General features: G+C 72.0%; 14 protein-coding genes. 6 read left to right on the forward strand and 8 right to left on the reverse strand.

The genetic code is table 11. The features are described from left to right. The first annotated feature begins 225 nt into the window (after nucleotides 1–225). Nucleotides 226–615, forward strand: coding sequence for a helix-turn-helix domain-containing protein (locus tag ACFY2L_RS36470; RefSeq protein WP_390657812.1), 390 nt, complete (start codon nucleotides 226–228; stop codon nucleotides 613–615). Nucleotides 616–637: 22 nt separating this feature from the next. On the opposite strand, the gene ACFY2L_RS36475 is transcribed toward ACFY2L_RS36470, so the two are convergent. The 3 genes from ACFY2L_RS36475 to ACFY2L_RS36485 all read right to left on the reverse strand — a co-directional run bounded on the left by ACFY2L_RS36475 (nucleotide 638) and on the right by ACFY2L_RS36485 (nucleotide 3,209). After that, nucleotides 638–1,240 carry a ClpP family protease gene (locus ACFY2L_RS36475; RefSeq protein ID WP_390657813.1) on the reverse strand — a complete coding sequence of 201 codons (603 nt, stop codon included), beginning with the start codon at nucleotides 1,238–1,240 and terminating at the stop codon, nucleotides 638–640. After that, entirely contained in the window at nucleotides 1,240–1,878 is a 639-nt protein-coding gene (locus ACFY2L_RS36480; protein ID WP_390657814.1) for an ATP-dependent Clp protease proteolytic subunit, read from the reverse strand. Before ACFY2L_RS36480 ends, ACFY2L_RS36475 begins: the two co-directional genes overlap by 1 nt. Before the next feature lie 128 nt (nucleotides 1,879–2,006). Then, on the reverse strand, nucleotides 2,007–3,209 hold the full coding sequence (locus ACFY2L_RS36485; protein WP_390657815.1) for an epoxide hydrolase family protein: 1,203 nt from the start codon (nucleotides 3,207–3,209) through the stop codon (nucleotides 2,007–2,009). Between the two features lie 121 nt (nucleotides 3,210–3,330). On the opposite strand from ACFY2L_RS36485, the gene ACFY2L_RS36490 reads away from it, so the two are divergent. Next, entirely contained in the window at nucleotides 3,331–3,813 is a 483-nt protein-coding gene (locus tag ACFY2L_RS36490) for a VOC family protein (RefSeq protein WP_390657816.1), read from the forward strand. A gap of 20 nt (nucleotides 3,814–3,833) precedes the next feature. Here ACFY2L_RS36490 and ACFY2L_RS36495 read toward each other — a convergent pair whose 3' ends face one another. The 3 genes from ACFY2L_RS36495 to ACFY2L_RS36505 all read right to left on the reverse strand — a co-directional run bounded on the left by ACFY2L_RS36495 (nucleotide 3,834) and on the right by ACFY2L_RS36505 (nucleotide 7,013). Then, nucleotides 3,834–4,724, reverse strand: coding sequence for an aminoglycoside phosphotransferase family protein (locus tag ACFY2L_RS36495; protein WP_390657817.1), 891 nt, complete (start codon nucleotides 4,722–4,724; stop codon nucleotides 3,834–3,836). Between the two features lie 75 nt (nucleotides 4,725–4,799). Then, complete coding sequence (locus ACFY2L_RS36500; RefSeq protein WP_390657818.1) at nucleotides 4,800–5,678, reverse strand: geranyl diphosphate 2-C-methyltransferase; 879 nt, start codon at nucleotides 5,676–5,678, stop codon at nucleotides 4,800–4,802. Nucleotides 5,679–5,996: 318 nt separating this feature from the next. Further along, nucleotides 5,997–7,013 carry a zinc-binding alcohol dehydrogenase family protein gene (locus ACFY2L_RS36505; RefSeq protein ID WP_390824511.1) on the reverse strand — a complete coding sequence of 339 codons (1,017 nt, stop codon included), beginning with the start codon at nucleotides 7,011–7,013 and terminating at the stop codon, nucleotides 5,997–5,999. A gap of 147 nt (nucleotides 7,014–7,160) precedes the next feature. Between ACFY2L_RS36505 and ACFY2L_RS36510 the strand changes: the two genes are divergently transcribed. Both ACFY2L_RS36510 and ACFY2L_RS36515 read left to right on the forward strand, forming a co-directional pair. After that, a complete protein-coding gene (locus tag ACFY2L_RS36510; protein WP_390824487.1) occupies nucleotides 7,161–7,955 on the forward strand; it encodes a VOC family protein in 795 nt (264 codons plus the stop codon). 23 nt (nucleotides 7,956–7,978) lie between these two features. Continuing rightward, a complete protein-coding gene (locus ACFY2L_RS36515) occupies nucleotides 7,979–8,692 on the forward strand; it encodes a ribonuclease H (RefSeq protein ID WP_390657820.1) in 714 nt (237 codons plus the stop codon). Nucleotides 8,693–8,730: 38 nt separating this feature from the next. Here ACFY2L_RS36515 and ACFY2L_RS36520 read toward each other — a convergent pair whose 3' ends face one another. Continuing rightward, entirely contained in the window at nucleotides 8,731–9,555 is an 825-nt protein-coding gene (locus ACFY2L_RS36520; RefSeq protein WP_390657821.1) for a tyrosinase family protein, read from the reverse strand. 32 nt (nucleotides 9,556–9,587) lie between these two features. Beyond that, the gene (locus ACFY2L_RS36525) at nucleotides 9,588–9,974 is read right to left on the reverse strand and encodes a tyrosinase cofactor (RefSeq protein ID WP_390657822.1); all 387 of its coding nucleotides are present in this window, start codon (nucleotides 9,972–9,974) and stop codon (nucleotides 9,588–9,590) included. A 356-nt stretch (nucleotides 9,975–10,330) separates the two neighbouring features. Between ACFY2L_RS36525 and ACFY2L_RS36530 the strand changes: the two genes are divergently transcribed. Together ACFY2L_RS36530 and ACFY2L_RS36535 are read left to right on the forward strand one after the other, a co-directional pair. Further along, a complete protein-coding gene (locus ACFY2L_RS36530; RefSeq protein WP_390657823.1) occupies nucleotides 10,331–11,542 on the forward strand; it encodes an FAD-dependent monooxygenase in 1,212 nt (403 codons plus the stop codon). Nucleotides 11,543–11,702: 160 nt separating this feature from the next. Further along, complete coding sequence (locus ACFY2L_RS36535) at nucleotides 11,703–12,686, forward strand: aldo/keto reductase (protein WP_390657824.1); 984 nt, start codon at nucleotides 11,703–11,705, stop codon at nucleotides 12,684–12,686. The last annotated feature ends 137 nt before the right edge of the window (nucleotides 12,687–12,823 follow it).

Genomic DNA, 12,823 nt, shown 5'->3' on the forward strand with positions numbered 1-12,823 from the left:
TGAGCCCGATCCGCTCAGGGGGCGGGTACCCCGACTCGCACGAGGCATGCGTCCCTCATCCGAGGGATGCGTTCCGGTTGCCGGGAGTGGCGCAGGAACACGCGCCGGCGCAACCCGCCGGGGGACCGGACCGGAGGGGAGGAGTCCGATCCGTGGGACACCGATTCCACCGAGGGCGGAACGCCGGCCCCTTCCCGTCACGGGCCGGACTCCTAGGCTGGAGCGGTGAGCAACCAAGCGCCGAACCGAGCCCGAGTGATCCCGCTGCGCCCGCCCGCCGAGCGCCCGGCCCCCGAGCGGTCCGCGCCCAGAGAGCCGCTCTGGCGCGACCTGGTCGGAGACGTCCTGCGCCGTGAGCGCCAGGCACAGGAACGCACCCTGAAGGACGTCGCCGACCAGGCCCGCATCTCCATGCCGTATCTGTCGGAGGTGGAACGCGGCCGCAAGGAGGCCTCCTCGGAGGTCCTCGCGGCCGCCGCCCACGCCCTCGGCCTGAGCCTCGGCGACCTGCTCGCCCGGGCTCAGGGCGAACTGGTCCGGCTCGGCAGCCGGCTTCCCGCCCGGAGCCGTACGACGACGACCTCCTCGTACGACGGCCTCTGCCTGGCCGCCTGACGAACCCGCGCCGGCCGGCGTCTCACCCGGTCACCAGACGCCGGCCCAGCACCTCGTCGGCCAGCCCGTACTCCACCGCCTCCCGCGCGGTGAACACCTTGTCGCGGTCCATGTCCGCGCGCAGGGTGGCGGGATCGTGCCGGGTGTGCCGGGCGAGCACCTCCTCCACCTGGGCGCGGATGCGGACCATCTCCCTGGCCTGCAGCGCCAGGTCCGACACCGTGCCCTGGCGGCCGCCGCTGGCCGGCTGCCCCAGCAGCACCCGCGCGTGCTCCAGCACGAACCGCCGGCCCGGGTCCCCGCCCGCCAGCAGCACGGCCGCCGTCGAGGCCGCCTGTCCGACGCAGAACGTGGAGATCGGCGACCGCACGAACGTCATCGTGTCGTAGATCGCCATCAGCGAGGTGAACGAGCCGCCGGGGGAGTTGAGATAGACCGAGATCTCGCTCTCCGGGGCCGCCGACTCCAGATGGAGGAGCTGCGCGATGACGACGTTGGCCACGCCGTCGTCGATCTCCGTGCCGAGGAAGATGATCCGCTCCGACAGCAGCCGGCTGAACACGTCGTAGGACCGCTCGCCCTGCGGGGTGCGCTCGACGACGTTCGGAATCGTGTAGGTCCCCATCACAGCCCCATCCGTCGCCGCGCCGGGACCGGCCGGATGTCGGCGAGCGACTCCACCACCCGGTCCACCATGCCGTACTCCCGGGCCTCCTCGGCCGTGAACCAGCGGTCGCGGTCGCCGTCCCGGGAGATGGCCTCCGGCGTCTGGCCGGTGTGCTCGGCGGTGATCCGCTCGATGGTCCTCTTCGTGAACTCCAGGTTCTCCGCCTGGATCTCGATGTCCGCCGTGGTGCCGCCGATCCCGGCCGACGGCTGGTGCATCATCACGCGCGCGTGCGGCAGGGCGTACCGCTTGCCCGGCGCGCCGACGCTGAGCAGGAACTGGCCCATGCTGGCCGCGAACCCCATCGCGAGCGTCGACACGTCGTTGGGGATCAGCCGCATCGTGTCGTAGACGGCCAGCCCCGCGTGCACCGACCCGCCCGGGCTGTTGATGTACAGGGCGATGTCGGTGCGCGGGTCCTCCGCCGAGAGGATCAGCAGCTGCGCGCAGACCCGGTTGGCGGAGACCTCGTCGACCTGCGTGCCGAGCAGCACGATGCGCTGCGCGAGGAGCTGGGCGGCGAGGTGGTCGTCGAACCGGGTGGGCGGGGTGTCGCCCTCCTCGGCCCGTGGAGCGAGCGCGCTGAGTGGGGTCATCGGTTCTCCTCGTGGTCGCGGGGATGCCGTCGACTCCACTCTTGACCTCGGACGACACCCGCAGACGGATTCTCTGCCCGGGGCAGATCGGCCACGGGCAGAGCGTCCGCCGCCCGGGCCGAGCCGTCTCAGCCGCGGTCGCGCAGCCGGCGGAAGAAGGCCCGGACGTCGTCCACCAGCAGATCGGGCTCCTCCATGGCCGCGAAGTGACCACCGCGGCCGAACTCCGTCCAGCGCACCAGGTTCTCCGTCCGCTCCGCCTTCCTCCGCAGCGGGATCTGCGGCTCCGCCGGGAAGAGCGCGAGCGCGGTCGGCGCGGCCGACGGCTCCTGCGGCGCGGCCGTCCGGCCGGTGGCGTGCTGCCGCTCGTAGTAGATCCGTGCGGACGAACCGGCCGTCCCGGTCAGCCAGTACAGCATCACGTTGGTCAGCAGCCGGTCCCGGTCGACGGCCTCCTCCGGCAGCTCCCGGGAGTCCGTCCACGCCTGGAACTTCTCGACGATCCAGGCGAGCTGACCGACGGGGGAGTCGGTGAGCCCGTACGCCAGGGTCTGCGGGCGGGTGGCCTGCTGCGCGTAGTAGCCGGTCCCCTCGGCGGAGAACTCCGCCCACCGGCGCCAGGACCTGAGCGTGCGCTCCCGCTCCTCGGGGCTCATCGCCGCGAGCTCCTCGGCCGTCGGCTCCCGGGTCGCCTGTGCCCCCGGCAGCAGGTTCAGATGGACCCCGATCACCCGGCCGGGGTGGGCACGGCCCAGCTCGCGGGAGATCGCGGCGCCCCAGTCGCCGCCCTGCGCCCCGAAGCGTTCGTAGCCGAGCCGGGTCATCAGCTCCGCCCACGCGTCGGCGACCCGGCCCGCCTCCCAGCCGGCGCCGGTGAGCGGGCCGGACAGCCCGAAGCCCGGGATGCCCGGCACGACCACGTGGAAGGCGTCGGCCGGATCCCCGCCGTGCGCCGCCGGATCGGCGAGCGGGCCGGCCACGTCCAGGAACTCCACGATCGAGCCGGGCCAGCCATGGGTGAGGATCAGCGGGGTGGCGTCCGGCTCGGGGGAGCGGACGTGGGCGAAGTGCACGTTCGTGCCGTCGATCGTGGTCGTGAACTGCGGCCACTCGTTCAGCCGCGCCTCGGCCGCCCGCCAGTCGTACGTGTGCCGCCAGTGCCGTACGAGGTCCCGCAGATAGCCGGTCGGCACGCCGTAGTCCCAGCCGGTCTCGGGCAGTCCCCTGGGCCACCGGGTCCGGTCCAGTCGTTCGTGCAGGTCGTCGAGGTCGCTCTGCGGGATGTCGAGACGGAAGGGCCGGATGTCTTGGTCGGGGCTGGATGAGGTCATGAACCGGATGCTAGTTCCGTCCCGGGCGCGCCCGTACGGGTCAGTCACCGGCCCGACCGATGAGTTCCGCGTCGCGCTCCGGTCGACACTGATGACAGCGATCCACGTCCAGGAGGTACTCATGAGCACCGACGGATTCACCACGTGTCTCTGGTTCGACGGCAAGGCCGAGGAAGCCGCCCACCACTACGTGTCGATCTTCAAGAACTCCAGCGTCGGGCGCATCGCCCGCTACACCGAGGCAGGGCCCGGGCCCGCCGGATCCGTGGTCACCGTGGAGTTCACCGCGAACGGCCAGAAGTTCGTCGCGCTCAACGGCGGCCCGGAGTTCACGTTCAGCGAGGCGATCTCCTTCCAGATCGACTGCGCCGACCAGGAGGAGGTCGACTACTACTGGGGCAAGCTCACCGAGGGCGGCGGCGAGCCCGGACCCTGCGGCTGGCTGAAGGACAAGTACGGCGTGTCCTGGCAGGTCGTCCCCCGCGTCCTGCTCGAGATGGTCACCGGCGCCGACCAGGAGAAGGCCGCCCGCGCCACCAAGGCCATGCTCGCGATGGGCAAGCTCGACATCGCCGCCCTGCGCAAGGCCTACGACGGCGAGTAGGAGCCGGGTGGCAGGGCGCGCTAACGGGTCTCGGCCAGGATCTCCCTGATCACATGCCGGGAGTTCTCCGCCAGCGGCGGATTGGTCTCCCAGTAGAACGGCAGCTGGATCAGCGAGATCGACAGCGCCCAGCCCCGGCCGCGCGCCCATTCGTCGTCGTCCGCGCCGACCGCTTCGCGGAACGTGCCGCGGGCCGAGGCGGGCAGCAGGTTCCAGGCCACGACGAGGTCGACCGCCGGATCGCCCACGCCCACACAGCCGAAGTCGATCACCGCCGCCAGCCGTCCGTCCGCGACCAGCACGTTCCCGGGCGACAGATCGCCGTGGGCCCACACCGGCGGCGCCGTCCGCCCCGGCACCCGCAGCGCCTCCTCCCACAGCGCGGTGACCGCGCCGGTGTCGATCCGCCCGTCGAGCCGCGCGATGGCGTCACGGGTGAACGCGTCCCGCTCGCGCAGCGGCACACCCCGGTGGTTCGGCGGCCCGTCCCGTCCGTCGGCCTCCCGCAGCCCCGCCACGAACGCCCCCAGGTCCGCCGCCAGCGACTCCGGCTCCTCCACGGCACCCGCCACCGGGTTGTGCCCGTCCAGCCACCCGTAGACGGACCACGGCCAGGGGAACCCCTCGCCGGGGCCGCCCTCCGCCAGCGGCACCGGCGTGGCGACCCGCAGGCCCGGGCCCAGCCGGGCCAGCCAGCGCCGCTCGTGCGCCACGCTCTCGACGGCGCCGGGGTACCGGGGAAGGCGGACCACCTTGTCGGGGCCCAGCCGGAACATCGCGTTCTCGGTCCCGGAGGACGTCAGCCGCTCCACGGGCTGCCCCGCCCACCGGGGGAACTGGGCGGCGACCAGCCGGCCCACCAGCGCGGCGTCGACGTCGACTTCGTCCGGGCGCATCCTCACGGCACACATGCCGCTCATTCCACGGGATCAACGCCCGTGCCGTCCAACGAGAATCAGGTGTGCGGAGCGGGAGACGTCACCCCCTCAGACCCGGTCGGCCGCGATCAGCAGGTACTGCAGACTGCCGTTCCTGTAGGCGTTCAGGAACGTCTCCTCGATGCCGGTGACCAGATGGTCGGCCTGCCGGCGCAGTTCCCAGTAGGGCACGGCCACCTGGGTCAGGTCCTCCACATGGACCGGCACCAGCCGGTGACGGGCCAGCGCCCGGAAGTAGGCGGACCGGCGGTGGATCTCACACATGTAGTGGGCGTTGATGAGGGACACCTCGCGCGAGGCCTGTCCGTAGGTGTCGTTGTGGCAGCCGGTGATGACGACATAGCGGCCGCCGCGGCGCAGCAGCCGGGCGTGCTCGGCGAACAGCAGGTCCAGCTCGACGTACATGGTCGACTCGTTGTTCCACGAGGCCGTGTACGCGCCCGTCTCCAGCCCGGTGTCCAGCATGTTGCGGTGGTGGTGGCGCACCTTGTCGTCGATGCCCCGCCTGCGGGCCTGCTCGTTGGCGAAATCCGCCTGCTTGGCGGAGATCGTGACCCCGTCGGCGTGGCAGCCGTAGCGCAGATGGGCCGTGACACTGCCGCCGCCGCGTCCGCACCCGGCGTCGAAGACACGGTCGGACGGGGTGAGCGGGCCGAGGCGGGCCACGAGGAGTTCGGCCTGAGCGTGCTCCAGCCGGTGCAGCTCGCCGGTGATCCGCTCCCTGCGCAGCGCGGGATCGGGCTCGTCGAGCACGGACCAGTCGGCGTCGCCCACGCCGTGATGGTGGTGGTAGAGGTCGTCGATCCGGCCGAGTTCGAGGTTGACCGGCTTCTCCTCGGCGTTCCAGTAATCCGCGACGCGGCGCTGGTAGATCGACTGGGTCGGAAGCTGCACGGCCGCGGTGATGGCGTCGGGTGTCGTGGTCAACGGTGACTCCTTGCGGTGCTGTGCGGGTCGCTGTGTCGACAGGCGGCTGTTCACCAGGAGGCGGAGGCGGGTTCGTCGACGGCGGGACCGGTGGCGCTGTCCGGTGTGGACACATTGCCTCCAGGAAGGTGCGCAGGACGGTTGCGGATCCGTGAAGCCCGGTCGGTGATCCACGGACACCAGACAAACACCCTCCGTGACGGACGCATACCGCGCGAAAGGGGCGGTTGCGCGCCTTGGAGGTGCAAACCTTCGGAAAGGTGCGGAAGGCGCACCATGTGTGCAACCGCTTCCCCCATGTGCTCCCGCACGCCGCGATCAAGGGGATTGGGACAGGTCGTTCACCAGAACGGCGGCCCCGTCGAAACGGCCGGCCGCGAGGTCCCGCAAGGCCTGCGGGGCCGTCGAGAGGGGATAGGCGTGGGTCGTCGCACGGACACCGAGCCGGGCCGCCAGCGTCAGGAACTCCCGCGCGTCGGCCCGGGTGTTCGAGGTGACGCTGCGCACCTCCTTCTCGTAGAACAGCTCGCTCTCGTAGTGCAGCGGCGGTACGTCGCTGAGGTGGATCCCGGCGACGGCCAGCACCCCGCCCCGGTCCAGCGCCCGCAGCGCGACCGGGACCAGGTCGCCGACCGGCGCGAAGAGGATCGCGCTGTCCAGCGGCTCGGGCGGCATCTCGTACGCGTCCCCCGCGGAGGCCGCCCCCAGCTTCAGCGCCAGCCGCCGGGCCGCCGCCCCGCGCGTCAGGACGTGCACCCGGGCGCCCATGGCCAGGGCCAGCTGTGCGCACAGATGGGCGCTGCCCCCGAAGCCGTACAGCCCGAGCCGTCCGCCCGGCGGCAGCGCGGCCCGCCGCAGCGCGCGGTAACCGATGATGCCCGCGCACAGCAGCGGCGCGATCGCCACGTCGTCCAGGCCGCCCGGCAGGGGGTGGGCGAACGACGCCGGTACGGTCGTGTACTCGGCGTAGCCGCCGTCGGCGTCCCAGCCGGTGTAGGCCGACCGGGGGCACAGGTTCTCGGCTCCCCGGGCGCAGTACGCGCACACCCCGCAGGTGCGCCGCAGCCAGGCCACCCCCACCCGGTCGCCGAGCGCGAACCCGCTCACCGCGGAGCCCACACCCGCCACCGCCCCGACCACCTCGTGGCCGGGCGTCACCCCGGGGCGCCGCACCGGCAGGTCCCCCTCGGTGACGTGCAGGTCGGTCCGGCACACGCCGCAGGCGCGCACCCGTACGAGCAGCTCGTCCGGGCCGGGCACCGGCACCGGCCGCTGGACCAGCCGCAGGGGCTCGCCCGTCACGGGCCCCGGCTCGGCCACCGCCCACGCGCGCATCGATCCGTCCGTCATGACCCGCCCCGTTCCGCCGGAGACCCGTTCCCTACCAGTCTGGGGCGGAGGGACGCGTTCGGCGCGCGAGCCGACGGGCGGGTGACTAGCGTGAGGAACCGGACAAGTCGTCTCACCGGAAGGGCCGCCGTCATGGCCGTGCAACCAGAGGGAACCCCGTGCTGGGCCGACGCGATGTTCAGCGACGTCGAGGGCGCCAAGAACTTCTACGGCGACGTCCTCGGCTGGACGTTCGGTGAGTCGCGGTCGGAGTACGGCAACTACACGCAGGCCTACGCCGACGGAAAGGCGGTCGCCGCGGTCGTCCCGCCGATGCCCGGGCAGGAGGGCCACTCCCAGTGGTGCCTGTACTTCGCCTCCCCGGACGCCGCCGCGACCGCGGCGAAGATCCGGGCGCACCACGGCGAGGTGCTGATGGAGCCGACGCAGGTCGGCGAGTTCGGCACGATGTGCCTGGCGCGGGAGCCCAGCGGCGCGGTGTTCGGCGTCTGGCAGGCGGGCACCCACGAGGGCTTCGAGGCGCAGGCCGTCCCCGGGGCCTACGGCTGGGCCGAGGTCTTCACGCGTGAGCCCGAGCGGGCGGACACGTTCTTCTCCTCCGTCTTCCCGTACACCGCGCGGCAGATGGAGGACGACAACATCGACTTCCGCATGTTCAACGTGGGCGACACCACGGTCCTCGGCAGGATGAGGATGACGGAGGAGTTCCCGCCCGAGGTGCCCTCGTACATCAACGTCTACTTCGTCGTCGAGGACTGCGACGACGCCGTGGCGAAGGCGACCAAGCTCGGCGGGATCCTGCGGTTCGGGCCGATGGACAGCCCCTACGGCCGGTTCGCGGCGCTCAGCGACCCGCAGGGGGCGAACTTCTCGGTCATCGACCTCGCGAACACGAAGGGTGAGCTTCCCGAGACCAGGCCGGTCTGACCGGACCCCCGCCCGGCCATGGCATGATCGTGCTCATGCGTGAACGTGTGGTGGCCGCCTGCGACGGGGCTTCGAAGGGGAACCCGGGGCCGGCGGGCTGGGCATGGGTGGTGGCCGACGACGCGGAGGCGCCGGCCCGCTGGGAGGCGGGAGCGCTCGGCAGGGCCACCAACAACGTCGCCGAACTCACCGCGCTGGAGCGCCTGCTGGCCTCGACCGACCCGGCCGTGCCGCTCGAGGTCCGGATGGACTCGCAGTACGCGATGAAGGCCGTCACCACCTGGCTGCCCGGCTGGAAGCGCAACGGCTGGAAGACCGCCGCCGGCAAGCCGGTCGCCAACCAGGAACTCGTCGTGCGGATCGACGAACTGCTCGACGGACGCTCCGTCGAGTTCCGCTACGTCCCCGCCCACCAGGTCGACGGCGACCGGCTCAACGACTTCGCCGACCGCGCCGCCAGCCAGGCGGCGAGCGTCCAGGAGGCGGCGGGCAGCGAACTGGGCTCCCCGGAGCCGCCGCCCTCGCCGGACACCCCGAAGAGCAGGACCTCGTCGAATCCGGCGCGCTCCGGCGCGGCGAAGTCCGCCCGGCGGAGCGGCGGTTCCTCGTCCCGCACCATCAAGGCCAAGTTCCCCGGCCGCTGCGTGTGCGGGCGGACGTATGCCGCGGGGGAGCCGATCGCCAAGAACGACCAGGGCTGGGGTCACCCGGAGTGCCGGACGGCCGCCGCCGGGTGACCGCCGCGCCGGACGGGCGGGTCGAACCGCTTCGCCGGTCAGTCCGTGTCGAACGTGTAGTGAGCGGTGTGGTCGAGCAGCGCCGCCGGGGTCGTGTCGTTCCAGGGCTTCATCGTCTCGTTCAGATCGACGACGTTCGGCGTCCCGGCCGCGGGGACGTACGAGGACCCCGGGTGCCGGCGCTGCCACTCGGCCCACAGCTTGTCGATGTAGGCGTGGTGCAGCCAGAACACCGGATCGTTGGGGGAGACCCCGGTGGCCATCTGCCCGCCGACCCACACATGCACCCGGTTGTGCAGATTGACCCCGCGCCACCCTTCCAGATGGTTGCGGAAGCCGTCGGAGGCGCTGTTCCAGGGCGCGGTGTCGTACGTGGCCATCGCCAGCACCGAGTCGACCTCGGCCCGGGTCGGCAGCTCACGCACGCCGGTGCCGAGGGACCGCCGCAGGAAGGTGCGGCCGTCCACCCGGACGTTGATCGGCCACTTCCCGGCCGGTGCGGCGAACGGACCGTCCGTCACCTGTCCGTCCCGGCTGCGTCCGGTGCCGCCCAGGAAGTCCGGTGCCCACAGCGAGGAGCGCGGCGAACGGTCGGTGGTCCAGTCCCAGTACGGCAGCGCCACCGACGCGTCCACCGACTGCAGCGCCCGCTCGAACTCCAGCAGGAACCTGCGGTGCCAGGGCAGGAAGGACGGCGAGCGGTGGCCCGTCCGCTCGCCGTTGTCGGTGTCCCCGACGATGAAGGCGTTGTGCGTGGTGACGAAGGTGTCGTAGCGGCCGCTGCGCTTGAGTTCGAGGACGGCGGCTACGAAGCGCCGCTTCTCCTCCGCGCTGAGGGACGCCTGGTTCTTGCGGACGGTCATGTGCGGATGCTCCCGAGGTGCGTGCGGGCGGGTCAGTGGGCGGAGGGGGCGGGGAAGGGCAGCAGCCGGGCGCCCTGTAGTTCGTCGACCGCGGCACGGGCGGCGGCCCTCGGGGTGGGCACCGGGTCGTAGTGGCTGACCACGCTGATCCAGCTGCCGTCGGCGTTGCGCATCACGTGCAGCTCGACGCCGTCCACGTACACGGCGTAGCCGCCGCCGTGGTGATGGCCGCCCCCGGAGGACGGCCGGCCCTGTATCCGGCGGCCCTTGTAGACCTCGTCGAAGGATTCGGGGGAGCCGGTGCCGTGGTCGTGGTCGCTCGCCCGGGCGGCGGTGGCGGTGGCGGCGGCGGTGATCATCGTGGCGCCGGCGAGGGCGGTGGCGGCCGTGAGCGCGCGGCGACGGCTGAGCTCGGGCATGCGGCATCTCCTGGGGTGGGTTCGGTGGACGACCCCGCATGCCTATCGAGCGCTCCGAGCGCGGGAGAAATCCTTCGGGACCGGTTGGCTGCGATCCGGACAATCCCGCACATGTAGTGCAATCTTTAACCGAGATGATCTTGGCGCTTTCGGGCTCCCGAGGAGGCGGAAGGGGCAATTCCTTTCCGTGGAGGCCCCCCTTCCGGTGATCTTTCGCCCGGAGAAGGCGCGCCCGTGGTGTGGCTCACGTGCGGAAAGTGGCGGAATCGAGGGGATGGGGTGTCCGGGACGGGGCTCCGTGCGCTGCTACCCTGCGTCGTCCCTTGCTCACGTCCGGTCATTCCTAGGGGTAATGCGTGAAGGTCGCCTGTGTCGGCGGCGGGCCCGCCGGCCTGTATCTCTCGATCCTGCTCAAGCGGCAGGACCCGTCCCACGACGTCACCGTCTTCGAGCGCGACCCGGAGGGCTCGACCTACGGCTGGGGCGTCACCTACTGGCAGGGACTCCTCGACAAACTCCGTGTCCACGACCCCGAGTCGGCCCGCGCGATCGAGGAACACTCCGTCGTGTGGAACCAGGGCGTCGCCCATGTGGGGGACCTGTCGACCCGTCAGCCCGGCGACGAGGGCCACGGCATCGGCCGTCACAAGCTTCTGGAGATCCTCGCCGCCCGCGCCCGCGCACTCGGCGTCCGCCTGGAGTTCGACCACGAGATCACCGCCGAGGACCCGCCGGACGCCGACCTGCTCGTGGCCGGCGACGGCGTCCACAGCGCCCTGCGCACCCACCACGCCGACCACTTCGGCGCGGAGCTCACCCCCGGCCGCAACTCCTACGTCTGGCTCGGCACCACCAAGGTCTTCGACTCCTTCACCTTCGCCTTCGTGGAGACCGAGCACGGCTGGATCTGGTGCTACGGCTACCCCTTCAGCCCCGTACAGAGCACCTGCGTCATCGAGTGCGCCCCCGAGACCCGCGCCGGACTCGGCCTCGACCGGGCGAGCGAGGCCGACGCGCTCGCCCGTCTGGAGAAGCTGTTCGCGCACATCCTCGACGGCCACCCCCTGATCGGCCGGTCCGCCGCCGACGGCAGCTCCCAGTGGCTCACCTTCCGCACCCTCACCAACCGCACCTGGCACCGCGGCAACCTGGTCCTCCTCGGCGACGCCGCCCACACCACCCACTACTCCATCGGCGCGGGCACCACCCTCGCCCTGGAGGACGCCATCGCCCTGGCCGACGCGCTGCGGGAGAACGACGGCCTCCCACGGGCCCTCGCCCGCTACGAACGGGAACGCCGGTCCGCCCTGCTCTCCCCGCAGAGCGCCGCCCGCTACAGCGCCCAGTGGTACGAGAACCTCACCCGGTACATCCACCTGCCCCCGGAGCGGATGTTCGCCCTGCTCGGCCAGCGGCACTCGCCCCTGCTGCCGTACGTCCCGCCCCAGCTGTACTACCGCCTCGACCGGGCGGCCGGACAGCTGGAGGCCCTGCGCCGGTTCAAGCGCTGGCTCGGGCCGAAGATCGCCCGGAGCGCGCACACGAGGGCCCTGGCCTCCCGCAAGTAGCGCCCCGCCCGGGTGAGGGCGGGCGTCCCGTCGCAGGCCGGCAGCGGGAACCGCTCCGTTGAACGCATCCTCGATGGGGGCCGTGATCACCGTGCCGGGGCGCAGGCGGGACGGAGCCGCCGGTTCCGCGCCCGGCCACGACGGATGACAGACTGACGCCATGGAAGAGCGCGAATTCGGCAGGTCCGGTCAGCACGCATCCGTCATCGGTCTCGGCACCTGGCAACTGGGCGCCGACTGGGGCGACGTGGACGACAAGCAGGCCCTCACGGTCCTGGAGGCGGCGGCCGAGTCGGGGGTGACCTTCTTCGACACCGCCGACGTCTACGGCGACGGACGCAGCGAGCAGACCATCGCCACCTTCCTGAGCAGCCGTCCCGATCTGCACGTGCTGGTCGCCACCAAGATGGGCCGCCGCGTCGAGCAGATCCCCGAGAACTACGTCCTGGACAACTTCCGCGCCTGGAACGACCGCTCCCGCCGCAACCTCGGCGTCGACCGCATCGACCTGGTGCAGCTGCACTGCCCGCCCACCGCCGTCTACTCCAGCGACGAGGTCTTCGACGCCCTCGACACCCTCGTCGAGGAGGAGCGGATCGCCCACTACGGGGTCAGCGTGGAGACCTGCGCCGAGGCGCTCACCGCCATCGCCCGGCCCGGAGTGGCCGGCGTGCAGATCATCCTCAACCCCTTCCGTATGAAGCCCCTGCTCGACGTGCTCCCGGCGGCCCGGGAGGCCGGCGTCGGCATCATCGCCCGCGTCCCGCTCGCCTCCGGCCTGCTGTCCGGCAAGTACACCAAGGACACCGTCTTCCCGGAGAACGACCACCGCACCTACAACCGGCACGGCGAGGCCTTCGACCAGGGCGAGACCTTCTCCGGCGTCGACTACGCCACCGGCGTCGAGGCCGCCGCCGAGTTCGCCGCCCTCGCCCCCGAGGGGTACACCCCGGCCCAGCTCGCCCTGCGCTGGATCGTCCAGCAGCCCGGGGTGACCACGGTGATCCCGGGGGCCCGCTCGCCCGAGCAGGCCCGTGCCAACGCGGAGGCCGCCAGGCTGCCCGAACTCTCCGGGGAGACCCTCGCGGCGGTCCGCGACCTCTACGACCGGAGGATCAGGGAACAGGTCGAGAGCCGCTGGTAGCGGGCCACGGGAGCCGATCGGAGAAGATCGCCGTTCTCGGGGTACTCGCGGGGAGAGACGGACCAGTCACGAACCGGGAGGACACGTGTCGGACACGGCGGGGACCGAGCGGCGCAGAGGGCGCGACGAGACCGAGG

The sequence above is a fragment of the Streptomyces sp. NPDC001381 genome (assembly GCF_042895685.1).
Taxonomy (GTDB): Bacteria; Actinomycetota; Actinomycetes; order Streptomycetales; family Streptomycetaceae; genus Streptomyces.